The organism is Photorhabdus sp. HUG-39 (assembly GCF_963878365.1).
GTDB classification, from domain to species: Bacteria; Pseudomonadota; Gammaproteobacteria; order Enterobacterales; family Enterobacteriaceae; genus Photorhabdus; species Photorhabdus kayaii.
The window spans coordinates 87,077-110,742 of sequence record NZ_CAWNWY010000014.1 but is presented as its reverse complement, the minus strand read 5'-3'; the positions used below and the strand labels follow the sequence as shown (position 1 = coordinate 110,742).

The following is a 23,666-nucleotide window of genomic DNA, read 5'->3' as shown; positions in this document are numbered from 1 at the left end:
AAATATGAAAGATAGATTCTAATAATATATGGACAATACAAGTCATATTAGGGGGTAAAAAATGGGTTACATATATATTATTTTTTCTTTATTTTCACTTTATCCTCTATACTTTGCTTTTAAGAAACTTTTAATTCCCTATGATGTTTATACCCTATGGATTTCAAGATGCATCGCGACGGCAAGGGAGTGAATCCCCGGGAGCATAGCAAACTATGTGACCGGGGTGAGCGAGTGCCGCCAACAAAGAGGCAACTTGAAAGATGACGGGTATATATTAATTTATTAGCTATATTACTTATGATGGCATCTGATCTTTTCCATCTACATGTTTTTCATACCGGATGCATTCCATTTTTTGGCGTGTCTACTTCATATAATGATTTTGTATTTTATAGTTCTATTGTACTAGCCATATTATGTAATATCACATTTATGATCGCACACAGCAGGCATTATAGGAAAAACAAGTGGTAATTTTGCCGGTAAAACAACACTATTTTACCGGCAAATAAATTAATAAACGCGATCATCCCAAATACTATAAGCACTTGTCCCTGCTATATGATGAGTCCATGTGATACTCTTATAACGTAAAGATATCGTTTCCTGCGGCTGTGCGCCAGCATGTGTTATCGAATGGGGGTGATAAACAGCTAAATCAACTATCGTCGCCTCAATTACCTTTATAGTATAATATAACTCCTGAATCCCGGATTGATTCGTTCGATAAATATCAAACATACCGTCCAATACTTCATTTTCTGACATCGCTATTCCCAAAAGCGGTGACGATTTATCAACAGGTTTTTTAAATGTTATGGGATGGTGTTTACCCAATGGAATTAAAATCATTCCGATTTTATAGGTTAGAAATTAATTAAATTTAGCCATCAGTTAACATTGAAACACTTTATTACAATTATTATCAATTTGATACAATTAAAAATATTTAGCAACAATTTGTAGAAAATTATTTATATTTTCTGGTCTTCACTTATATTTAATACTTGTTGAACAATGGAATTAATATAATATGTTTACCTAATCTCTCAATCTGACTACATCTTCCAAGATGCAGCCAAAAAAGCGGTTTAAAATATTATGAATCAACAAAATTAATTGGAAAATTATATGGATAATCAAAACTTAAATTCTAACTCCAACGCTATGTCTAATGACCATCAGGAAGTATTTATTCCTGATGGTCAGTCCCTCAGTAGCACAGAAGGTGTGAAATGGATTGGTCAAGCATGGCAACTTGTCAAGAACAAATGGGGCATGTGGATACTACTCTATATTGTCTATTCTATATGTATAGCTGGTTTCATGCTTATTCCTTTTATCGGAATATTTGCCTGGTTTTTGAACCCAGTATTTATCGGCGGTATAATTGCCGTGTGCGAAAAACAGAGGACTAGCGGAGAATTCGAACTAGGGCTGTTATTCAACGGATTTCAGAAAAACTTTGCATCACTGCTTGGCATTGGTGCTTTAACGATTGGTATTATACTCCTCGGTGTTATCGCAATGTTTATTGTCGGAGGTAGTGCCGTAATTCATCTTCTATTAGTCGCTCAACATGGTGAAATCCCAACCGAAATACTTCAAAATGGCCTGTCCTCATTACTTCTTAGTCTCTTTATTTTGATGGTTTTATCAATTGTGAATGCCGCATTGACCTGGTTTGCACCAGCGCTAATTGTTATTCATAATTTGAAATTTGGTGCTGCCATATCAATGAGCCTGACAGCAGTGAAAAAGAATCTATTACCTGGTTTATTATTCTTTATCACCTCCGCCATCATTATCATAATCTCGGTAATGACTTTTGGTTTAGGTTTTCTAATCTCTATACCAATACTTTTAGTTAGTCATTATTCCTCCTACCGCAGCATTTTTATCGGTAAGGAGAAATCATTTACATTTTAATTAGCTAGAAGATACATCTACTATTTGCTGAAAATAATTACTTTATTTTCAGCAAAATATAACGAAGACAAAAAAGTGCCAATTTGGCATTCAGATCATGAACAAATCTCGATATTTCAAAATGAGGTTTGTTTTTTCATGATAAAAGATCGGTATTGAAATATCGATATTAATTAAGTTATATGATAGAAACTACAATATATTACATAAATATCTTAGTTATTTAGATAATGATAAAACCATTTGATCAAGTTAAAAAATAAATAGCAAAACATTGTTTATAAATCCACCACATTGTTAGTTAATTACTCCTATTTAGTGCTTGTTGATTAACAAATTTAATATATTATACTTACCAGCTTTTTACGGATGATTGTAACTTTGAAGATGCAGACAGAAAAAGCGATTCAATAAATTACAAGTCAATAATTAAATTGGAAAATACATGGATAATAAGAACCTAAGTTTTAATTCCAACGCTATATACAACAATCAGGAGGTATTTATCCCTGGTGGTCAATCCCTCAGTAGCACAGAAGGCATGGAATGGATTAGTCAAGCATGGGATATCGTCAAACGTAAATTGGGTATGTGGATACTACTTGGTATCATTTATTTCATTATCATATCTGGTTTACAGCTTATTCCTTTCCTTGGGATATTTACTGTACTTTTTGGTCCGGTATTTTTTGGTGGTATTATTGCCGTGTGCGAAAAACAAAGAACAACTGGACAATTCGAAATAAAGCTACTATTCAACGGATTTCAGAAAAACTTTGTATCACTGCTTGGCGTGGGTGCTTTATCATTTGGCATCATTCTTCTTGGAATTGTCGCAATGTTTATTATCAGCAGTAATACAATGGCTCATATATTGTTAGATAGCCAATATGACGAGATCCCGGTTGAAGTATTTCCAAATGATCTATCTCCATTATACCTTGGTGCCTTTGTTCTGCTTATTTTTAACATTTTTGGTACTGCTTTAACCTGGTTCGCACCAGCATTAATTGTTATCCATAATTTGAAATTTGGTGCTGCCATATCAATGAGCCTAGAAGTTGTGAAGAAGAATTTATTACCCGGTTTCCTATTCTTCATGGTCATGGCAATAATGTTCATAATTTCTATCATGACTTTAGGTTTAGGTCTTTTAATAACCATTCCCCTATTTTTAGTCAGCTATTATTCCTCTTACCGTAGCATTTTTATCGGAAAGGAAAAATTATCTTCTTTAATTAGTTAAATCTTTACTAAATCTAATAACTTTATTTTCAACAAAAAAATCAATAGAGAAGAAGCAAAAAGCGCCAAATCTGGCGCTTTTCATTAATACAATAATCAACCAATATATTCCAAACCACCCATATATGGACGCAATACTTCGGGTATTTCAATACGACCATCGGCTTGCTGATAGTTTTCCATAATGGCAACCAGAGTACGGCCTACAGCTAAACCAGAGCCATTCAGAGTATGGAGTAATTGAGTTTTCTTATCCTCTTTACCGCGGAAACGTGCTTGCATACGGCGCGCCTGGAAATCCCACATGTTAGAACAGGAAGAGATTTCACGATATGTGTTCTGAGCTGGTAACCACACTTCCAAGTCATAAGTTTTGCATGCGCTAAAACCCATATCACCGGTACACAATAAAACTTTACGATATGGCAGGTTCAGTAATTGCAGTACTTTCTCTGCATGTCCTGTCAATGCTTCCAATGCATCCATTGATTCATCAGGATGAACAATCTGAACCAACTCAACTTTATCAAACTGGTGCATACGGATCAGGCCACGAGTGTCACGACCATAAGAACCCGCTTCTGAACGGAAGCAAGGGGTATGAGCGGTCATTTTCAATGGCAGTTCATTTTCATCCAGAATGTCACCACGAACCAAGTTGGTTATCGGAACTTCAGCAGTTGGGATCAGCGCGTAATGGCTTTCCGCCTCTTCTTCCAGCGGCTTAGTATGGAAAAGATCTTCACCAAATTTCGGCAATTGACCCGTACCATATAAGGTTTCATGGTTTACCAAATAGGGAACATAAGTTTCCAAATAGCCATGCTGTTCTGTGTGAAGGTTTAGCATAAATTGCGCCAAGGCCCGATGCAGACGGGCAATTTGCCCTTTCATCACCACAAAGCGTGAACCGGTTAGTTTAACCGCGGCGGCAAAGTCCAGACCATTGGTCAATTCACCTAATGAAACATGATCTTGAATTTCAAAATCATATTTACCTGGCTCACCCCAACGGCTCACTTCCAAATTATCGTTCTCATCTTTACCTACCGGTACAGAGTCATCTGGAATGTTAGGGATACTTAAAGCCAAATCACGGATTTCAGCTTGAAGTTTTTCCAGTTCGGCTTTCGCTGTATCCAACTTTTCACCTAACTGGTTCACTTCCTGACGTAGCGGATCAATATCTTCACCACGGGCTTTTGCTGCACCAATAGCTTTCGATCGGGAATTACGTTCTGCTTGCAGGGTTTCAGTTTCAACTTGTAAAACTTTACGGCGCTCTTCTTGTTTGCGCAGCGTATCCACGTCAAGGGTATAACCCCTGCGAGCCAGTTTTTCGGCGACTGCGTCTAGCTCATTACGCAGTATGTTTGGATCGAGCATGCTAGTCCTGTGCTTGTCGTTATTAAGTTATACCCGTTATCTTTCAAGTTGCCTCTTTGTTGGCTGCACTCACTCACCCCAGTCACATAATTCGCTATGCTCCCAGGGATTCGCTCCCTTGCCGTCGCGATGCATCTTGAAATCCATTAGGTATAGATGATGTGAATAGGCCCACACAAGTTGATGGGCCATAAGATATTTTACCTGCCAACCTTACCGCAACAATAATGTTAGCGATAGCGTTTTATCGGGCTATTTTGATCCTGTTCAGCAAGCCAGGCGAGTTTATCGCCTATTTTACTTTCTAGCCCTCGGTTAGTCGGATGATAATAGCGGGTTTCCCCCATCTCAGGCGGAAAATAAACTTCACCCGCCGCATAAGCATTAGGTTCGTCATGGGCATAACGATATTCCTCGCCAAGCCCCATCCCTTTCATCAATTTTGTCGATGCATTGCGTAAATGTGCAGGAACATCATAATCAGGTTTTTCCTTCGCATCAGCTATTGCTGCTTTAAAAGCGGTATAAACAGCGTTGCTTTTCGGTGCACAAGCAAGATAAACAATAGCCTGAGCAATCGCCCTTTCACCTTCTGCCGGCCCAACACGGGTAAAACAATCCCATGCAGCAATCGCTACCTGCATTCCCCTAGGATCGGCATTACCAACATCTTCGGAAGCAATAGCCAATAAACGACGGGCAACATATAACGGATCACCACCGGCAGTAATAATTCGAGCATACCAGTAAAGCGCAGCGTCAGGTGCAGAACCACGAATAGATTTATGCAGTGCTGAAATCAAATCGTAATAACGATCACCTTTATTATCAAAATGCGCACTTCTCTCTCCACTGACTTCTTTCAATAGCCCCGGTGTCAAAACCCTCAGCCCCTGAGCATCGGTTTCTGCCACATCCGCCATCATTTCAAGCAGATTCAGTGAGCGACGAGCATCGCCTGCAACCAGTTCCGCCACCATACGACGGGTGTTTTCGGGCAAAACGATATTCTGTCCACGATAACCACGCTCTTTATCATTCATGGCCTGCTCAAGAACCTGCTCAATCTCTTCTGTTGTCAATGACTTAAGTAGATAAACACGCGCTCGTGAAAGTAATGCGGAATTCAGTTCAAAAGAGGGATTTTCTGTCGTCGCACCAATAAAGGTGATCGTGCCATCTTCAATGTGTGGCAGAAAAGCATCCTGTTGACTTTTGTTAAAACGATGTACTTCATCAACAAACAAGATAGTTCTACTCCCTGCATTCCGGTTCTGACGCGCTTTTTCAATCGATTCACGTATCTCTTTGATACCGGAAGTGACCGCAGATATCCGTTCAACATCAGCCTGAGCATAATACCCAATAATTTCAGCTAATGTTGTTTTGCCCGTCCCCGGTGGCCCCCATAAAATCATGGAGTGCAGTTGTCCAGCCCGGATAGCCCTTGGCAGAGGTTTTCCCTCAGCGAGTAAATGCCGCTGCCCGATATATTGCTCTAATGTTATCGGCCGCATACGCGCGGCCAATGGCTGAAATTCATTTTGAGAAAAATCGAGTGACAGGTTGTTCACTTAAACCTCACTGGCGCTGATCATCCAGCGTAACACCTTTCGGTAGCGTAAAACTGAACTTTGCCGCATCCACATGGGTATTTTGCTGCTCTTTTAATTGATAAGCACTCTTTTGTCCATCCTGCTCAATAGCAGAAAATTTTTGGATAGTGCCATCCGTCGTGACGGTAATCGAGAAACGTTTCAGATTACCAGTGACATTATTCGGCGTCAGTTCAAAATCATTCCCTTGCTGGCTAATTTTATATTGGGACCAATCTTTAGCATCGTTACGAGTAATTAACATAAACGGCGTGTTACCTGTAGCATCTTTCAACCAATTAGCCGTTACCTGCTCAACAAATGGATTATAAAACCACAATGTTTTACCATCCGATACCAAGACGCTTTCATCAGGTGATGTCATATGCCAGTTAAATAGGTTTGGTCGTTTAACCCACAATTGCCCTTCACCTTCCTGAATTGTTGCTCCATCATCACTGGTGACGGTTTGAGTAAAGCTGGCATGAAAACTGTTTACTTTACCCAAACGCTCCTGCAAATCCTGGCTGGCATTTGCCCATACCGCATTGATACTCATGCCAGCCATTAAACAACCAATCAATATCAGCTTTTTCATATCAGAGATACCTTTCTCAATGTTATTACTTCACGTGATTTATTATCAGGGTCTTCAACGTTCAATATTCACTATACCCTATGGATTTCAAGATGCATCGCGACGGCAAGGAAGCGAATCCCCGGGAGCATAACGAACTATGTCACCGGGGTGAGCGAGTGCAGCCAACAAAGAGGCAACTTGAAAGATAACGGGTATATCAGCTCTCATGTGGCGGTGGAGCTAATACTTCACGATTACCATTATGACCCGGAGCACTGACAATCTGCTGTGCCTCCATCTGTTCCACAATACGCGCCGCTCGGTTATAACCAATACGGAATTGGCGCTGGACACCAGAAATCGAAACTCGTCGTTTTTCCGTTATGAATTGAACTGCCTGATCAAACAGGGCGTCTAGCTCTTCATCGCTGTCAATGCCTAAGCCACCTTCAGCATCATCACCACCACTGAGAATGCTATCAATATACTCTGGACGACCACGAGCTTTCCAATCATTAACCACTTCATGAACTTCCTGATCCCGAACAAATGCACCATGTACACGCACCGGAATTGAGGAGTTTGGCGCCAGATAAAGCATATCCCCCATGCCCAACAGGGATTCAGCGCCGCCTTGATCAAGGATAGTGCGGGAATCAATTTTGCTGGAAACCGTAAAGGCAATACGAGTCGGAATATTCGCTTTAATCAAGCCGGTAATAATATCGACAGATGGGCGTTGAGTCGCCAGAACCAAGTGGATACCAGCCGCACGCGCTTTCTGTGCTAATCGGGCAATCAGCTCTTCAACTTTTTTACCGACGGTCATCATTAAGTCAGCAAATTCATCTACCATAACAACAATATACGGTTCTTTTTTCAGCACCGGATGAGTAACATCCATGCTGTCACCCGGCTTCCAGAATGGATGAGGAATTGGGCGTCCCATCTCTTCTGCCTGCTTAACCTTTTCGTTATAACCCGCCAAATTACGCACACCCAATGCAGACATCAGTTTATAACGGCGTTCCATTTCACTGACACACCAGCGCAGTGCATTAGCAGCATCTTTCATATCAGTAACAACTTCGGTTAACAGATGCGGAATACCTTCATAAACCGATAACTCCAACATTTTTGGGTCAATCATAATAAAGCGGACATCTTCTGGTTTTGCTTTATAGAGGATACTGAGGATCATGGCGTTGACACCAACAGATTTACCCGAACCGGTTGTACCCGCCACCAGCAAGTGCGGCATTTTACCTAAATCAGCGACAACCGGCTGGCCGCCAATATCTTTACCCAACACAATTGTCAGTGGTGACGGATTATCGCGGAATTTTTCACAATCCAATACTTCACGCAAATAGACCGTCTGGCGCTTTTTATTCGGCAATTCCAAGCCAACATAAGGTTTACCCGGAATCACTTCAACAATACGCACAGCGACCGCTGATAGAGAACGTGCTAAATCTCTTGATAAGTTAGAAATACGTGAGGCTTTAACACCCGGAGCCAAATCCAGTTCAAACCGGGTAATCACCGGACCGGGTGAAAAACCCACAACATCAGCTTTAACTCGATAATCACTCAGACGCGCTTCAATCAAACGGGACGTTTGCTCAAGGGCAAACATATCAATGGGTTCTTCTTCCGCTAAAGGACTGGTTAGCAGATCGAGCGAAGGCATTGGTGTCGTTGGTTTTGGCAACGGTTGATCGTTACGAACTAAAAACGGATGGAATAAGCTATCTTGCTGCGGTTGCTGCGGTTGCTGCGGTTGCTGCGGTTGCTGCGGTTGCTGCGGTTGCTGCGGTTGCTGCGGTTGCTGCGGTTGCTGCGGTTGCTGCGGTTGCTGCGGTTGCTGCGGTTGCTGCGGTTGCTGTACAACATTGTGTACAGATGCTGACACAAAAGCAATTTCTGTGGGTCGTTCTGATTGATTTTCCGGTGCTGATTGAGCAGAAGGCATAAATAACGGCTCTGCCGGCTCTTTTTCAACTAAATCTTCAACCGGTGAAAAGTTATTTAAAATCGATAAACTCTCCAGAGCAGAAAGCTCTTTTTTCTCCTGGTGACCTTGCGCCTGATAACGCTTATATTGCGGCTGCTCAACTGTCTGTTTGACAGTCTCTGTCGCTGTTTGAGCCCGTTTTTCCACCGAAGGCTCATTTTCCAGCTCAAATGGATTCTGTCTTATCTGAGGCTGGATTGGGGCCTGTTCTTCTGTATCCGTCGTAATACGATAACGCTCGCGCTGTTGTTCAAGAAACTGCTGACTCAGCAACGCTTCTTGCTGTTTATCAGACTCAATATCATCATCCGCTCCACCTGCTTGTTGTTTGACCTCTTCTTCACGCTGTTGTTCTGCAAGACGTTGTGAAGGCACTTTAATGCCATACAGTTCACGGCGGGTTGGAATACGGACAGGATTAGGACGGGGTAGTTCTGGCCCGATTCCTTGCTTAACCTGAGAGTTGCCTGTTATAACCGTTGCAGAGGTTGAGGTTGCTGCTACAACATTTTTTGGTTCTGTTTCAGGCATAAAAGTGAAGGTGTCGCTGCTATTCCGGCTATTTTCGACGGGCTCAAATGTTGGCGTCGCTTCACGATTAAATTCAGATATAGGTTCAAAATGGTACTCAGCAGGCGTTTCAAATACATAACGAACAGGTTCGTCATTATTCTTTTCGCTCTCTTCTACTAATGACTGAGGCCGTGCAATATCATCGGATGTATTAACCAGAATTTCAGGTTCAGCATCAATATCAGCCATATTAGTGGTAGGAATATCTATTGGCTGTTCTTGTTCGATTTCTGCTTTCACCAATTCTGGTTCGTCCAGTTCAGCTTTTGCTAACTCTACGGCTGAAGGTACTGTAAATAGTACATCATCATGATCAATATCAGCCGCTGTAAATTCAAATTCTGTTTTATCATCGGCGGGATCTTCCCTCTCAATAGCCGTTTCACCGTATGGCATATATTCCTGTTCATTACGGCTACGATTGGTAATAAATCCTATTGCTCCCAGAATTACTGCTCCCGTTTTTTCAGCAATGGTTAACCATGACCAACCAGTAAATAACGTCAACCCAATTGCCCAAATACACAGCAAGACCAAAGTTGCGCCTAATTCATTAAACCAAGGCAACATCGCACGACTAAACAGACTGCCAATAATACCGCCGGAAGCAAAGTAATGGAGATCGTCAACATTCAGTGCCGCTAATCCACATGAAGTCAAAACGATTGCCAATGCGCCAATAACGCGCAAAGCCAACGCAAAGAAATCGACATACTCTCGGTCATCATGTTGCTTAAAAGCAGTCCAGCAACCCAATATCATCACTGGGGGGATGACATAAGCTAGAATGCCAAATGCAGAAAACAGCGTATCGGCCAGCCATGCACCCACACCACCACCCAAATTATGCACTGGCTCATGCCATGCAGTCTGAGACCAACTGGGATCAGAAGGGTTAAAACTGACAAGTGCGACCAGCAGATAAGCCGCTAGGATAACAATGACAAGCAATACAGCTTCTAACAGCCTGCGCCCACTACTCAGTCTCTTTAATTTAATATTTTTATCTTCTGTATATTCCTGGCTCAAGAAAGGCTCTCCAGGTTTCCTGTTGATTTAACGGAACAACGCCGAGATAGCTCAGCGTTGAAACTGTATGCATAAACAGGAGTGTACCTAAATTTTTCCAGTTTTGCACCTGTACATTTTTGGTAAGATTTTAGCGAGTCTTAATGACCAGACGATTGCTCTGCTTAACTTCTTCCATCACAACATATGTGCGGGTGTCATTAACACCTGGCAAACGCAACAAAGTTTCGCCTAGCAACTTACGATAAGCTGACATGTCTGGTACGCGAGTTTTCAATAGATAGTCGAAATCACCAGAAACTAAGTGGCATTCCTGAATCTCTTCCAATTTTTGTACAGCAGCGTTGAATTGTTCAAAAACATCTGGAGCACCACGGTTTAAGGTAATTTCAACAAATACCAGCAAAGATGCATCCAAATAGTGAGGATTCAGCAATGCCGTGTATCCAGTAATAAACCCTTGGCGTTCCAGACGACGAACACGCTCCAGACACGGAGTTGGAGACAAACCTACCCGTTTAGACAGTTCTACATTAGAAATTCGCCCATCTTTCTGTAGCTCATTTAGGATATTACGATCTATGCGATCAAGATCTTTTCCCGGACGTTTTTTATTATCTATCATTTTGTTGATCTCTCTTTATTTTCCTACACCCATAACATTTTCCCCTATCTCTTGAGTTTGAGTTGGAAAAGATGTCTTAAAGTTAAAGCCTCGCTCTATCAGCGTAAAGCAACCCACAGGCCATTTTTTTAATGCTACACTAGAGGGAATTATCCGCATGTCGATTTTTATAGAAACGAATTTAGCGAGGTGGATAATTATCTCTTACAGTGATGTTTTCGCAAATGCACAGCCGATTGTCAAAGTAAATGAGCAAAAATCAGAACAACCTGTGGAACAAATTTTCAGTTAATCGTTTCGATAGTCTATCATTAATTAAAAACGAGCAAATAAAACCCAAACAGCACTAAAAGGACACTTTTCTCAGGTTAAAATCATTGTTAGTTAATATCTATCGGTAAAATCGTTAGTAACATGAGTCTTTTAACTTTTTTTACCCTCCTATTTCTCCTACAATCGTTCGATATTCGATAGGTGATAAATGGAAATGAGGTATTCATGAGCGCCGCCAAACACCACAAACTCATTATTCTTGGCTCCGGTCCAGCAGGCTATACCGCTGCGGTTTATGCTGCCCGAGCAAATTTAAATCCGGTTCTTATTACCGGGGTTGAAAAAGGCGGTCAATTGACTACAACCACCGAGGTCGAAAACTGGCCGGGCGATCCTGAAGATTTGACCGGCCCAGGGTTAATGGAGCGCATGCACCAACATGCTGAAAAATTCCAAACTGAAATCATTTCTGACCATATTCAAAAAGTTGATCTGCAAAACCGGCCTTTACGCCTTTATGGTGATGAACAAGAATATACCTGTGACGCACTGATTATCGCAACAGGTGCTTCTGCCCGTTATTTAGGTTTACCTTCTGAAGAGGCATTCAAAGGGCGTGGTATTTCAGCCTGTGCAACTTGTGATGGTTTCTTTTATCGTAACCAGAAAGTCGCCGTTGTTGGCGGTGGTAATACTGCGGTAGAAGAGGCCTTATATCTGGCAAATATTGCAGCGGAAGTTCATCTAATTCATCGCCGTGATACATTCCGTTCAGAGAAGATCTTGATCAGTCGCCTGATGGATAAAGTCAAAAATGGCAATATCATCCTGCACACCGATCGTATTCTGAATGAAGTACTCGGTGATGATATGGGCGTTACCGGTGTTCGCCTACGCGATACCCAAAGTGGCGCTACAGAAGAATTGGCGGTTACCGGCACCTTCATTGCTATCGGCCATACTCCCAATACCGCTATCTTTGAAGGCCAATTAGAACTGGATAATGGTTACATCAAAGTTCAATCCGGTTTACAGGGTAACGCCACTCAGACCTCCATTCCCGGTGTATTCGCCGCCGGTGATGTCATGGATCATACCTACCGACAGGCAATTACGTCCGCCGGTACAGGTTGTATGGCAGCCCTTGACGCAGAACGTTTCTTGGATGGGCTAGCCGCTAAATAAATTCTTTTTCTTTCAAGGCGCTATTTCGGTAGCGCTTTTTAACATGTAACATATCAGCAGGATGTTGACACATAGGATATGTCCAGCCTTTTGGTACACCATTACCCTCACCTGTTAAATTAGAATTTTTCCTTATGGACAAAATAAGACAGTATGAATTAGTTCGCTGGCTGAAACAGCAAAGTGCCCCGGCCCAACGCTGGCTCCGCCTGTCCATGTTATTTGGCTTAATCAATGGATTATTGATTATTGCTCAAGCTTGGCTACTGGCCTCAATTCTGCAAGCTTTAATCATGGATAATCTTCCACGCGAGCACATCACGAACGAATTTTGGTTGCTAGCAGCCGCCTTTGTGTTACGAGCTATCATCAGTGCCATTCGGGAACGAATCGGTTTTATCTGTGGCAAAGTCGTGCGTCAGAAAATCCGCGCTATGGTATTGGATAAGCTGGAACAACTTGGCCCAATGTGGGTTAAAGGTAAACCAGCCGGTAGCTGGGCAACCATTATTCTTGAGCAGATAGAAGATATGCAGGATTATTATTCCCGCTATCTGCCACAGATGTCTCTCGCCGTCATAATCCCTATTCTTATTCTGATCACCCTATTCCCTGTTAACTGGGCTGCCGGGCTAATTTTATTCGCTACTGCTCCCCTGATCCCGCTGTTTATGGCGCTGGTTGGTTTAGGCGCCGCAGACGCTAATCGGCGTAATTTTGTCGCACTAGGGCGATTAAGCGGTAATTTTCTTGATAGGTTACGTGGGTTAGAAACGTTGCGCTTGTTTTATCGCGGCAAAGTAGAAACACAACAAATCAACGAATCCACCGAAAACTTCCGTTGCAGAACGATGGAAGTGCTGAGATTAGCGTTCCTTTCTTCTGCGGTGCTGGAGTTCTTTGCTGCCATTTCTATTGCCGTTGTCGCTGTCTATTTCGGTTTCTCCTATTTGGGGGAGCTTAATTTTGGCAGTTACGGGATGGGCGTTACCCTGTTTGCCGGTTTTCTGGTGTTAACCCTCGCCCCAGAATTTTTTCAGCCATTACGCGATCTGGGTACTTATTATCACGCTAAAGCACAGGCGATTGGGGCCGCCGAAGCATTAGTGACTTTATTGAGCAGTGATGGTGAATATGCGCCTGCCGGTGGTGATAAAACACTTCCCCCCCAAGATCCGTTGACCATCATTGCTAATAATCTGGAAATTTTGGCCCACGACGGCAACCGGCTTGCTGGCCCGTTGAATTTTACTATAGAGAAAAATCAACGAGTGGCATTAGTTGGTCAAAGTGGAGCAGGTAAAAGTTCCCTCTTGAATTTATTGTTAGGGTTCCTGCCCTATCGTGGTTCAATACAAATTAATGGCACTGAACTGTGTGAGTTGGATCAACAGAGATGGCGTGATCAACTGAGCTGGGTTGGACAAAATCCACATCTGCCTGAGCAGACTTTGCTTGATAATATTCGTCTGAACCAACCTAATGCCAATCAACAACAAATCCATCAGGTTATGGAACAAGCATACGTCACTGAATTTATTCACGATTTACCCGATAGACTGAATACCATCATCGGTGATAATGCAGCACGATTATCCGTTGGTCAGGCCCAACGTATCGCTGTTGCCCGTGCCCTATTGAAACCTTGCCGGTTATTATTACTGGATGAGCCTGGCGCTAGCCTGGATGCGCATAGCGAACAACAGGTGATGAAAACACTCAATCAGGCATCTCATCATCAGATGACCCTGTTAGTTACCCATCAATTGGAAGAAACGCTGGAATATGATCAGATTTGGGTCATGGAAAAGGGGTTGATTATTGAACAGGGAGATTACCAATCGCTAAGCCAATCTCAAGGGGTATTCACCCGCCTGTTATCCCATCGAAGTGAGGAGCTGTAATTATGCGGGTATTGCTTCCTTTTCTGGCGCTCTATCGCCGTCATTGGTTTCTTATCAGTTTAGGCATGGTTCTGACCATTGTTACACTACTCGCCAGCATAAGTTTGCTGACCCTCTCTGGCTGGTTCCTTGCAGGCGCAGCACTAGCAGGTCTTACCGGTTATACATTCAACTATATGCTACCGGCGGCCGGTGTCCGTGGCTCAGCCATTCTTCGAACTGCCGGGCGCTATGCTGAACGGTTGGTTAGCCATGATGCCACTTTCCGGGTATTGGCACATTTACGGGTTTTTGCCTTTCAGAAAATTTTGCCACTTTCACCGGGAGGAATAGCTCGTTTTCGCCAAGGAGAATTATTAAACCGACTAGTTGCTGATGTTGAAACATTGGATCATCTCTATTTACGGGTGATTTCGCCGATATTATCAGCTCTTATCGTTATCATGGTCCTCACTTTCGGCCTTGGCTTTCTGGATCTCACATTAGCCTATACCCTTGGCGGTATTATGCTGGCTCTGTTGATCCTGCTGCCATCAATATTTTATAACGCAGGTAAATCCGTTGGCCGCAATCTGACTATTCTGCGTGGTCAATACCGCACCCAACTCACAGCGGCATTGCAAGGACAAGCTGAATTGATGGTATTCGGTGCTGCTGGCCGTTTCCGCAAGTCAATGGCTGATATTGAGTCACGTTGGTTAAGACATCAGCAACAGCAAGCGAACCTAACCGGCTTGTCACAGGCAGTCATGATTTTTGCCACCGGTATGACCGTTACATTGATTTTATGGCTGGCAGCGAACGGTGTGGGAGGAAACAACCAGCCGGGGGCATTAATCGCACTGTTCGTCTTCTGTTCTCTTGCCGCATTTGAAACTCTGGGCCCTGTCACTGTTGCATTCCAACATCTAGGTCAGGTCATTACCTCTGCAACCCGGGTTTCTCAATTGATGCAACAAGAACCGGAAGTAACGTTTCCTACATCAGGGCCGGAAAGTTCAGCTCAAGCCAGTATTGATATCAAAAATATCAGTTTCACTTATCCTGATCAGCCAATGGCCGTCCTGAAAAATGTTTCTCTCTGCTTGAAAGCAGGGGAACATGTCGCGCTGTTAGGCAAAACCGGTTGTGGTAAATCTACCTTGCTACAATTATTGACCCGGGCCTGGGATATTGATTCAGGATCAATCTGTCTGAATCAGCATTCTATTACTGCTTATGACGAATCAACTCTGCGCAGTATGATATCGGTTGTTTCACAACGTGTTCATGTGTTCAGTCATACTTTACGACAGAATTTATTACTGGCAAAACCAAATGCAACCGATAATGAACTAGAAATTGTGCTGAAACAGGTAGGTTTAAGCAATCTACTGGAAACCAATGAGGGACTAAACTGCTGGATGGGTGAAGGCGGTCGTCAGTTGTCAGGCGGTGAACAGCGCCGCATGGGAATTGCCAGAGCGCTACTGCACTCGGCGCCACTGATGTTACTGGATGAACCTACGGAAGGACTCGATGCGGATACTGAACAACAAATTCTATCTCTATTGCGTCAGCATTGTCAGCATAAGTCACTGATTATTGTCACCCACCGCCTGTACGGGCTTGACCATATGGACCGTATTTACGTCATGGATGGCGGCACTATTATTGAACAAGGGCAGCATAATGAATTACTGGCTCAGCAAGGTCGCTATTATCAGTTTTATCAGCGGCCACATCAGATTCGTCTTGAACCGGGGCAGTAACACACGATGCCAATAATTCAACTGAATACTGATTCATATGATTTTCCTCACCCGAAAGAAGCACTAACGGAGCCTAACGGCCTACTGGCAGTCGGGGGAGATTTATCCGCTAAGCGATTAAATGCAGCCTACCATCAAGGTATTTTTCCCTGGTTTTTACCCAGTGAAATGCCACTTTGGTGGTCCCCTGATCCGCGTGCGGTGATCATTCCGGGTGAATTGCATATCGGCCGAACCCTACGCCGGTTTCTGCGCAATCCCCCATACCATATTACGGTGAATCATGCTTTTGAACAGGTGGTTCATTTCTGTGCTCAACGGCAGGAAGGAACATGGATAGGCAAGGATATTCAACAAGGCTATAAAAAATTATATCAGATAGGACAAGCGCATTCAGTAGAAGTCTGGCACAATGAGCGGATTGTTGGTGGTTTGTACGGTGTCAGCGTTGGCACACTATTCTGCGGTGAGTCTATGTTCAGCAGAATGGAGAATGCATCCAAATGTGCGTTCATTGCCTTCTATCGCCATTTTCTGCGACACGGTGGTGAACTACTGGATTGCCAAGTGCTTAACCATCACACAGCTTCACTGGGTGCAAAAGAGATCCCTAGGGAAGAATTTATTCAGTATCTTTATCAATTCAGAAATCGGTCATTAAAACCTGGTTGCTGGTTACAACAAGTACTGGAATTATAATCAACATTTGACCGATTCATGTTGCTGATAACATAAATATCACTATGCACTATTTGCAAAATAACGGGTTAAAATACAACATTCCTTTACATAATGAGGGTTTTTCGGCATTATCTTGCCCGTTAAAAACGATGGTTATTAAACTTAGAGGATTAGATGGCCAAAGAAGACAATATTGAAATGCAAGGTACTGTGCTAGACACACTACCAAACACTATGTTCCGCGTTGAATTAGAAAACGGGCACGTAGTCACTGCTCACATTTCAGGTAAAATGCGTAAAAACTATATTCGCATCCTGACAGGCGACAAGGTTACAGTTGAGCTGACCCCATATGACCTGAGCAAAGGCCGTATCGTCTTCCGTAGCCGCTGATTCATTACCGTTTTCAGATATTACACCACAGGTAGCAACTTTGTATTTAACAACGTTGTATTCACCTGTGGTGTCGCTCTTCTATTAGTGCACTACATCTTCCGGCTTCTGCTTATAAGCATTGCTGAAATCGTAGGTCAGTATGCGTTTTGCCTTATCCAAACCAATACTCACCGAGCCACCGTGAACTAATGAGCCGAATAGGAGTTCATTTGCCAACGGTTTTTTCAAGCTATCCTGAATAACCCGCGCCATTGGACGAGCACCCATTGCTTTATCATAGCCTTTATCACATAGCCATTGACGAGCATCCGCACTGACCTCCAGCGAAACGCCTTTGTCATCCAATTGTGCTTGCAAGGCGACAATGAACTTATCAACTACCTGTTGAATGACTTCAATAGAAAGCGTATTAAACCAGATGATACCATCAAGACGGTTACGGAATTCCGGTGTAAACACTTTCTTAATTTCTTCCATTGCATCGGAGTTGTTATCCTGCTGCTTAAATCCAATGGATTTGCGCTGTGTTTCACGTACACCCGCATTCGTTGTCATGACTAAAATGACATTACGAAAATCCGCTTTGCGCCCGTTGTTATCAGTCAGAGTACCGTTATCCATGACTTGCAATAACAGGTTAAATACATCTGGATGTGCTTTTTCAATCTCATCAAGCAGCAATACTGAATGAGGATGTTTAATCACAGCATCCGTCAGCAATCCTCCTTGATCAAAACCAACATATCCCGGTGGTGCGCCAATTAAACGACTTACTGTATGGCGTTCCATATATTCTGACATATCAAAACGCAATAATTTGATATTCAACACCTTAGCAAGCTGTACGGTGACTTCCGTTTTCCCTACGCCTGTCGGACCTGCAAGTAGGAAAGAACCCACCGGTTTATTATCCTGCCCCAACCCTGCACGACTCATCTTAATGGCTTCGGTCAATGCCGCAATCGCGGTATCCTGACCGAATACCAACATTTTCAGCCGCTCATCCAGCGTTCTTAGGACATCTTTATCACTGGCAGAAACGGTTTTTTCAGGAATCCGGGCAATCCGGGCAACAACGAATTCAATATCCGACACATTAATCGTTTTTTTACGGCGACTAATCGGCACCAGACGAGTACGCGCCCCAGCTTCATCGATCACATCGATCGCCTTATCCGGTAAGTGGCGATCAGTAATGTATTTCACCGATAAATCAACCGCAGCACGGATAGCTTTCGTGGTATAACGTACATCATGGTGCGCCTCATATTTTGGCCGCAACCCTCTAATAATCTGTACCGTCTCTTCGGGTGAAGGTTCAACAATATCAATCTTCTGAAAACGACGCGCTAATGCCCGATCTTTTTCAAAAATATTACTGAATTCATGATAGGTCGTAGAACCAATCACTCTGATACGTCCACTGGATAACAATGGCTTAATCAGATTAGCCGCATCAACCTGCCCCCCTGACGCAGCCCCCGCACCGATAATGGTATGGATTTCATCTATAAATAGAATACTTTTTCTATCCTGCTCAAGGGTTTTTAACAATGCTTTGAAGCGCTTCTCAAAATCGCCACGATATTTAGTTCCCGCTAGCAATGAACCAATATCCAGCGAATAAATCGTACAATCTGCCATCACTTCCGGTACATCTTTTTGCACAATCCGCCACGCCAGCCCTTCTGCAATAGCTGTCTTACCAACCCCCGATTCTCCGACCAACAATGGGTTGTTTTTTCGACGGCGGCACAATATCTGAATTGTTCTTTCTAACTCATCCTGGCGGCCAATCAATGGATCAATCTGTCCTCTTTGAGCGAGTTGATTAAGATTAGTTGTAAAATTTTCCAACCGATCCTCTCCTGTAAGCTGCTCTTCTGCTGATTGCGTGCCTGTCTCCTGATGATCCGATTCCGAGTCCTCTTTTTGAGTTCCGTGAGAAATGAAATTAACCACGTCCAGACGACTCACATCATGTTTACGCAGCAAATAAGCCGCTTGAGACTCCTGTTCGCTAAAAACAGCCACCAGCACATTAGCACCAGAGACCTCTGAACGCCCAGAGGATTGAACATGAAATACCGCGCGCTGAAGAACACGTTGGAAGCTCAACGTTGGCTGAGTCTCCCGCTCATCATTTTCAGGTAACAACGGTGTCGTTTGTGAAATAAAATTCTCCAGCTCCTTACGCAATTGAGCCAGATTGACCTTGCAGGCTTCCAATGCTTCACGCGCTGATGAATTACTTAACAACGCCAGCAATAAGTGCTCCACGGTCATAAACTCGTGTCTGTTATCCCGTGCTTTAGCAAAGGCGATATTAAGACTAAGTTCAAGCTCTTGATTGAGCATAAGCACCTCCCCCTAAAAATCAGTATACCTGGTCAAACTTTTTCCAGCGTACAAAGTAATGGATGCCCATACTCCCTGGCATACATATTTACCTGGGCTGCTTTAGTTTCTGCCACCTCAGCAGTATAAACCCCACAAACAGCCTTCCCTTGATAATGGACATCCAACATTAATTGCGTTGCCCGTTCAATATCATAAGAAAAGAACTTTCGTAATACGTCAACTACAAACTCCATCGGAGTGTAATCATCATTGTTAAGAATGACCTGATACATCGACGGCGGCTGCAATTTTTGCTGTCGCTCATCCTTAATAGATTCCTTACTTTTCAAACTATTATGATACTCGTTCATTATTTTCCCAACGGATTAATCTCTAAAACCAGCCACTGCCAGCAAATAAATTATGTTGCCATTTATCTTATCATTATCTGGGCAACTCCTTTTACCACAGACTATTCCCCTATGAAAACTCGGCATAAAAGTGCATGAACGAAACTCATATCGTTATCTATATCAAACTTTAGTCATTCAAAACAACCAGACATTTGTTCTGTGCTTGACGAGAATTTGATTTTTACTACAGTATGTTTTGTGAACAAACATAGATAATGTCACTGTTTACATGTGATTGTTTACGACTGTTATATTAATGGCTCATCTCAACCGAAATCATTAAACGAGGGATGTAGAAGTATGGAGACAGGTACTGTTAAGTGGTTCAATAATGCTAAGGGTTTTGGGTTTATTTGCCCGGCAAGCGGCGGAGAAGATATATTCGCTCATTACTCAACCATTCAGATGGACGGTTACCGGACGCTGAAAGCGGGCCAAAAGGTGAATTTCAGCGTTCACCAAGGACCAAAGGGAAATCATGCCAGTATTATTGTTCCTCTTGAAAACGAACCCAAAGGCTAAATAGCCTGGCCTGTGGGTCATAACCAGGTATTATTTTCATACGCCGCAGGCAATTACCTGCGGCGTCATATTATTTCCGCTTATTCTCTTGCCAACGCTTCGATTGGATCAAGACGAGCAGCATTACGGGCCGGCAGAAATCCAAATATCACCCCAATTGCGGTAGAACAGGCGAAAGCACTGAGTAAAGCAACAGGCTGGAAAACAAAACTCCAGCCAGGGAGCGCTAATTGAGCGATAAATGCAATCATATAAGAGAGTGCAATGCCCAAAACGCCACCAACCAGACAAACCAAAATAGCTTCTATCAGAAACTGCTGCATCACATCACTGGTTCTTGCGCCTACTGCCATACGGATGCCGATCTCTCTTGTACGTTCAGTTACTGAAACCAACATAATATTCATGACACCAATACCGCCAACTATCAGTGAAATAACCGCCACCAGCGTCAAAAACAGTTGTAAAGTATGGGCTGTTTTTTCCGCTGCTTTTACCATCATGTCCACGTTATAGGTAAAAACATCCTTTTTGCCGTGGCGCAAAGTGAGCAATTGAACTATCTTCTTTTCTATATCCTTAGAGTTATAATCATCCTTTATTCTGACAGTAATTGAATCCAGATAATGCCGGTTTATCAGACGGCTAGTCATCGTGCTATGAGGCAACCAGACATGCAATGATTTGCTACTGCCAAATGCAGCTCTCTTATCAGATATCACTCCCACAATTGTGGCCGGCATATTACCCACCAAAATCACCTCCCCAATCACCTTTTTCTGGTGAGGAAACAATTTACGCTGAGTATTTTTATCAATAACCACAACTTGCCCCTGACGGCGTATCATATCCAATGAAAACCCCATTCCCTGAGCAAAACGCAGAGCATAAACCTGAAAAAATTCATCACCAACGCCAGTCACTCTCGAAGCAACATCAATGTTCCCTTTACGAAGGCGCATTTGCCCCTCAATTTCTGGTGAAACCGCCAAAATATAGGGTTGCGCTTTAATCGCGTCTGCATCCTCTATTTTCAGCGCTTGCATACTGACCGGATCATCAAAGCCAAAATCTTCTCCCGGATAAATATCAATGGTGTTCGTCGCAATCTCTTTAATATCGGATAACACCGATGCCCTGGCAGCATCTCCGATAACCAAAATAGTCACGACAGAAGCAATACCAATGATGATCCCCAACATGGTCAGTAACGTTCGCATCTTGTTGGCAACCATCGCCCGCCATGCCATGAATAAAGCTTCATTAAACCGCCCAAGGGTCTGGCGTATCGAAGATATTTTTGATGTTAACGACGGAGTTTGAGTGACTTTTCTACCCCTTTGCGTGCCGGAATCACTCATAATATGACCATCCTTGATCTCAATAACCCGCTGTGCCTGCGCTGCGATTTTCGGATCATGAGTGACAATAATGACGGTATGCCCTTGTTCACACAGTTGTTTGAGGATCGACATCACCTCTTCGCCAGAATAGCTATCCAACGCTCCCGTTGGTTCGTCGGCCAAAATGACCTGACCACCGTTCATCAACGCCCTGGCGATACTGACCCTCTGCTGCTGTCCACCAGAGAGCTGCCCCGGACGATAGCAGATTCTCTCTTCAAGCCCCAAACGACCAAGTAATTCTATGGCTCTCTGGCGACGTACCGCTTTAGAGGCTCCTGAGTAGATAGCAGGAATTTCCACATTCTGTTCAGCGGTCAAATGAGTTAGCAAATGATAACGCTGAAAAATAAAGCCAAAATGTTCCCGCCTTAGTGCTGCCAGTTCATCATCACTCAGTTCAGCAACATTCTGTCCTGCAACCCGATATTCACCCTGACTGGGTTTATCAAGACAACCAAGAATATTCATCAGTGTCGATTTACCCGAACCTGACGCGCCGATAATGGCAACCATCTCACCGGCATGAATAGACAAGGTGACATCATCCAGTACTTTTACCTGCTGCTCACCAGCGGGATAGCTGCGCTCTATACCTTTCAGCTCAAGTAACGCATCCATTACTCATCCTCGACTTCTTCACTATGACCAGTGATCACCTGCTCATGTTCTTTCAGGCCAGATAGAATCTGTACATTTACATCATTGCGCACACCAATGGTCACTTCTCGTTTCTCTTCTTTATCGCCATTCAAGATATCCACCTCATAGCGAGTTGGCGTAATCTGTTTACCCAGAGCAGAGATCGGGATCATTAACACATCACGATGGGAATCAAGCTGAATTTTCACTTGGGCGGTCATTTGCAAACGCAAAAGTTGCTGAGGATTAGCTACCTCAAAACGGGCATAGAAGAAAATGGCATCATTAATCTTTTCTGGCGTCGGCAAAATATCCTTCAACACCCCTGGAAAATTTTTATCCGGTGCGCCTAATACAGTAAAAGAGGCTTTCTGGCCCGGTTTCAGGTAAATAACATCGGCCTCTGACACTTCCGCTTTTACCAACATCGTTCCCAGATCAGCCAGCGTCAGAATAGTCGGGGCTTCCTGTGCCGCAATGACTGTTTGCCCCTGAAGGGTTTTGATATTGACAACGATACCATCCATTGGCGCGGTAATCCGGGTATATTGCAAATTAGTCTGAGCAGTATCAAGGCTGGCCTGATTTTTACTGATTTGCGCCAATAAAGTTTCTACCTTCGCTCTTTTTACTTCAACATCCGTTTTAGCCTGATCCAATTCCTGGAGTGAGACCGCCTGTACTTTTGCCAGATTGTTCTGACGCTGTAATGTCACCTGCGCCAATGCCAATTGTGCCTTGGCTTCTATCAAATAAGCACTCAATTCTTTGATCGTGGCTTCAACTTCTTTGACCTGGTTTTGCGCAGGTTTAGGATCAATCAATGCCAATAATTGGCCTTCTGTCACCTTATCACCCACTTCAACATACAAATTCTGCAACTGACCACTTACCTGTGCGCCCACATCCACTTTTCTGACCGCATCCAATTTCCCCGTTGCCAGTACATTTTTTTCCAAATCGCCTTTAATAATAGAGACTGTCTGATATTTAATCGCTTCTGGCCTATACAGAAAATATCCCAGAACCAATGTGATAACGGTCACAATAGCTAACAATACAACCCATCGACGTTTCGAACGAATAAAATTCATTTAAATATCACCATATTAAGCATTGGATTCAGAAAAATAGTAAAAACTTATTTCTTGCAATACCACGAAAACCTGAGATT

Annotated in this window: 18 protein-coding genes and 1 pseudogene; 9 read left to right on the top strand and 10 right to left on the bottom strand. The window is 43.2% G+C overall.

What is annotated here, in order from left to right:
* The first annotated feature begins 61 nt into the window (after positions 1 to 61).
* Positions 62 to 193, top strand: a complete 132-nt coding sequence (locus tag AAC155_RS11385; RefSeq protein WP_262405141.1) for a hypothetical protein — start codon at positions 62 to 64, stop codon at positions 191 to 193.
* Between the two features lie 323 nt (positions 194 to 516).
* Here AAC155_RS11385 and tssD read toward each other — a convergent pair.
* Positions 517 to 831, bottom strand: a pseudogene (tssD, locus tag AAC155_RS11380) (type VI secretion system tube protein TssD); the annotation flags it as partial.
* A gap of 303 nt (positions 832 to 1,134) precedes the next feature.
* Between tssD and AAC155_RS11375 the strand changes: the two are divergent.
* The gene (locus AAC155_RS11375) at positions 1,135 to 1,932 is read left to right on the top strand and encodes a BPSS1780 family membrane protein (RefSeq protein WP_229015637.1); all 798 of its coding nucleotides are present in this window, start codon (positions 1,135 to 1,137) and stop codon (positions 1,930 to 1,932) included.
* 445 nt (positions 1,933 to 2,377) lie between these two features.
* On the top strand, positions 2,378 to 3,178 hold the full coding sequence (locus tag AAC155_RS11370; protein ID WP_113042230.1) for a BPSS1780 family membrane protein: 801 nt from the start codon (positions 2,378 to 2,380) through the stop codon (positions 3,176 to 3,178).
* A 95-nt stretch (positions 3,179 to 3,273) separates the two neighbouring features.
* Here the strand turns inward: AAC155_RS11370 and serS are convergent, their stop codons facing one another.
* From serS to lrp, 5 genes are all read right to left on the bottom strand, one after another.
* The gene (gene serS, locus AAC155_RS11365) at positions 3,274 to 4,563 is read right to left on the bottom strand and encodes a serine--tRNA ligase (protein ID WP_112878978.1); all 1,290 of its coding nucleotides are present in this window, start codon (positions 4,561 to 4,563) and stop codon (positions 3,274 to 3,276) included.
* A gap of 230 nt (positions 4,564 to 4,793) precedes the next feature.
* Positions 4,794 to 6,137 carry a replication-associated recombination protein A gene (locus AAC155_RS11360; protein ID WP_113042229.1) on the bottom strand — a complete coding sequence of 448 codons (1,344 nt, stop codon included), beginning with the start codon at positions 6,135 to 6,137 and terminating at the stop codon, positions 4,794 to 4,796.
* A 7-nt stretch (positions 6,138 to 6,144) separates the two neighbouring features.
* A complete protein-coding gene (lolA, locus tag AAC155_RS11355; protein ID WP_113042228.1) occupies positions 6,145 to 6,756 on the bottom strand; it encodes an outer membrane lipoprotein chaperone LolA in 612 nt (203 codons plus the stop codon).
* Between the two features lie 199 nt (positions 6,757 to 6,955).
* Positions 6,956 to 10,357, bottom strand: a complete 3,402-nt coding sequence (locus AAC155_RS11350) for a DNA translocase FtsK 4TM domain-containing protein (RefSeq protein WP_113042227.1) — start codon at positions 10,355 to 10,357, stop codon at positions 6,956 to 6,958.
* Between the two features lie 130 nt (positions 10,358 to 10,487).
* The gene (lrp, locus tag AAC155_RS11345) at positions 10,488 to 10,982 is read right to left on the bottom strand and encodes a leucine-responsive transcriptional regulator Lrp (RefSeq protein WP_011145896.1); all 495 of its coding nucleotides are present in this window, start codon (positions 10,980 to 10,982) and stop codon (positions 10,488 to 10,490) included.
* A gap of 498 nt (positions 10,983 to 11,480) precedes the next feature.
* Between lrp and trxB the strand changes: the two genes are divergently transcribed.
* The 5 genes from trxB to infA all read left to right on the top strand — a co-directional run bounded on the left by trxB (position 11,481) and on the right by infA (position 17,169).
* Positions 11,481 to 12,440 carry a thioredoxin-disulfide reductase gene (gene trxB / locus AAC155_RS11340; RefSeq protein WP_113042226.1) on the top strand — a complete coding sequence of 320 codons (960 nt, stop codon included), beginning with the start codon at positions 11,481 to 11,483 and terminating at the stop codon, positions 12,438 to 12,440.
* A 134-nt stretch (positions 12,441 to 12,574) separates the two neighbouring features.
* A complete protein-coding gene (gene cydD, locus AAC155_RS11335) occupies positions 12,575 to 14,344 on the top strand; it encodes a heme ABC transporter permease/ATP-binding protein CydD (protein ID WP_113042225.1) in 1,770 nt (589 codons plus the stop codon).
* A gap of 2 nt (positions 14,345 to 14,346) precedes the next feature.
* Complete coding sequence (gene cydC / locus AAC155_RS11330; protein WP_113042224.1) at positions 14,347 to 16,095, top strand: heme ABC transporter ATP-binding protein/permease CydC; 1,749 nt, start codon at positions 14,347 to 14,349, stop codon at positions 16,093 to 16,095.
* Between the two features lie 6 nt (positions 16,096 to 16,101).
* Complete coding sequence (aat, locus tag AAC155_RS11325) at positions 16,102 to 16,794, top strand: leucyl/phenylalanyl-tRNA--protein transferase (RefSeq protein WP_113042223.1); 693 nt, start codon at positions 16,102 to 16,104, stop codon at positions 16,792 to 16,794.
* 156 nt (positions 16,795 to 16,950) lie between these two features.
* A complete protein-coding gene (gene infA / locus AAC155_RS11320) occupies positions 16,951 to 17,169 on the top strand; it encodes a translation initiation factor IF-1 (RefSeq protein ID WP_002211347.1) in 219 nt (72 codons plus the stop codon).
* An 84-nt stretch (positions 17,170 to 17,253) separates the two neighbouring features.
* Here the strand turns inward: infA and clpA are convergent, their stop codons facing one another.
* The gene (gene clpA, locus AAC155_RS11315; protein ID WP_113042222.1) at positions 17,254 to 19,530 is read right to left on the bottom strand and encodes an ATP-dependent Clp protease ATP-binding subunit ClpA; all 2,277 of its coding nucleotides are present in this window, start codon (positions 19,528 to 19,530) and stop codon (positions 17,254 to 17,256) included.
* A gap of 32 nt (positions 19,531 to 19,562) precedes the next feature.
* Complete coding sequence (gene clpS, locus AAC155_RS11310; protein WP_113042221.1) at positions 19,563 to 19,883, bottom strand: ATP-dependent Clp protease adapter ClpS; 321 nt, start codon at positions 19,881 to 19,883, stop codon at positions 19,563 to 19,565.
* Positions 19,884 to 20,225: 342 nt separating this feature from the next.
* On the opposite strand from clpS, the gene cspD reads away from it, so the two are divergent.
* A complete protein-coding gene (cspD, locus tag AAC155_RS11305) occupies positions 20,226 to 20,447 on the top strand; it encodes a cold shock-like protein CspD (protein WP_036814644.1) in 222 nt (73 codons plus the stop codon).
* Positions 20,448 to 20,527: 80 nt separating this feature from the next.
* On the opposite strand, the gene macB is transcribed toward cspD, so the two are convergent.
* Together macB and macA are read right to left on the bottom strand one after the other, a co-directional pair.
* Positions 20,528 to 22,471, bottom strand: a complete 1,944-nt coding sequence (gene macB, locus AAC155_RS11300) for a macrolide ABC transporter ATP-binding protein/permease MacB (protein ID WP_113042220.1) — start codon at positions 22,469 to 22,471, stop codon at positions 20,528 to 20,530.
* Positions 22,471 to 23,586 carry a macrolide transporter subunit MacA gene (macA, locus tag AAC155_RS11295; protein ID WP_113042219.1) on the bottom strand — a complete coding sequence of 372 codons (1,116 nt, stop codon included), beginning with the start codon at positions 23,584 to 23,586 and terminating at the stop codon, positions 22,471 to 22,473. The genes macB and macA overlap by 1 nt, the downstream gene beginning before the upstream one ends.
* Between the last annotated feature and the right edge of the window lie 80 nt (positions 23,587 to 23,666).

What these genes read in the sequence shown, in the direction of transcription:
- AAC155_RS11385 (WP_262405141.1), top strand. Translation starts at nt 62, where the DNA reads ATGGGTTACATATATATTATTTTTTCTTTATTTTCACTTTATCCTCTA.
- AAC155_RS11375 (WP_229015637.1), top strand. Translation starts at nt 1,135, where the DNA reads ATGGATAATCAAAACTTAAATTCTAACTCCAACGCTATGTCTAATGAC.
- AAC155_RS11370 (WP_113042230.1), top strand. Translation starts at nt 2,378, where the DNA reads ATGGATAATAAGAACCTAAGTTTTAATTCCAACGCTATATACAACAAT.
- serS (WP_112878978.1), bottom strand. Translation starts at nt 4,563, where the DNA reads ATGCTCGATCCAAACATACTGCGTAATGAGCTAGACGCAGTCGCCGAA.
- lolA (WP_113042228.1), bottom strand. Translation starts at nt 6,756, where the DNA reads ATGAAAAAGCTGATATTGATTGGTTGTTTAATGGCTGGCATGAGTATC.
- lrp (WP_011145896.1), bottom strand. Translation starts at nt 10,982, where the DNA reads ATGATAGATAATAAAAAACGTCCGGGAAAAGATCTTGATCGCATAGAT.
- trxB (WP_113042226.1), top strand. Translation starts at nt 11,481, where the DNA reads ATGAGCGCCGCCAAACACCACAAACTCATTATTCTTGGCTCCGGTCCA.
- cydD (WP_113042225.1), top strand. Translation starts at nt 12,575, where the DNA reads ATGGACAAAATAAGACAGTATGAATTAGTTCGCTGGCTGAAACAGCAA.
- cydC (WP_113042224.1), top strand. Translation starts at nt 14,347, where the DNA reads ATGCGGGTATTGCTTCCTTTTCTGGCGCTCTATCGCCGTCATTGGTTT.
- aat (WP_113042223.1), top strand. Translation starts at nt 16,102, where the DNA reads ATGCCAATAATTCAACTGAATACTGATTCATATGATTTTCCTCACCCG.
- infA (WP_002211347.1), top strand. Translation starts at nt 16,951, where the DNA reads ATGGCCAAAGAAGACAATATTGAAATGCAAGGTACTGTGCTAGACACA.
- clpA (WP_113042222.1), bottom strand. Translation starts at nt 19,530, where the DNA reads ATGCTCAATCAAGAGCTTGAACTTAGTCTTAATATCGCCTTTGCTAAA.
- clpS (WP_113042221.1), bottom strand. Translation starts at nt 19,883, where the DNA reads ATGAACGAGTATCATAATAGTTTGAAAAGTAAGGAATCTATTAAGGAT.
- cspD (WP_036814644.1), top strand. Translation starts at nt 20,226, where the DNA reads ATGGAGACAGGTACTGTTAAGTGGTTCAATAATGCTAAGGGTTTTGGG.
- macB (WP_113042220.1), bottom strand. Translation starts at nt 22,471, where the DNA reads ATGGATGCGTTACTTGAGCTGAAAGGTATAGAGCGCAGCTATCCCGCT.
- macA (WP_113042219.1), bottom strand. Translation starts at nt 23,586, where the DNA reads ATGAATTTTATTCGTTCGAAACGTCGATGGGTTGTATTGTTAGCTATT.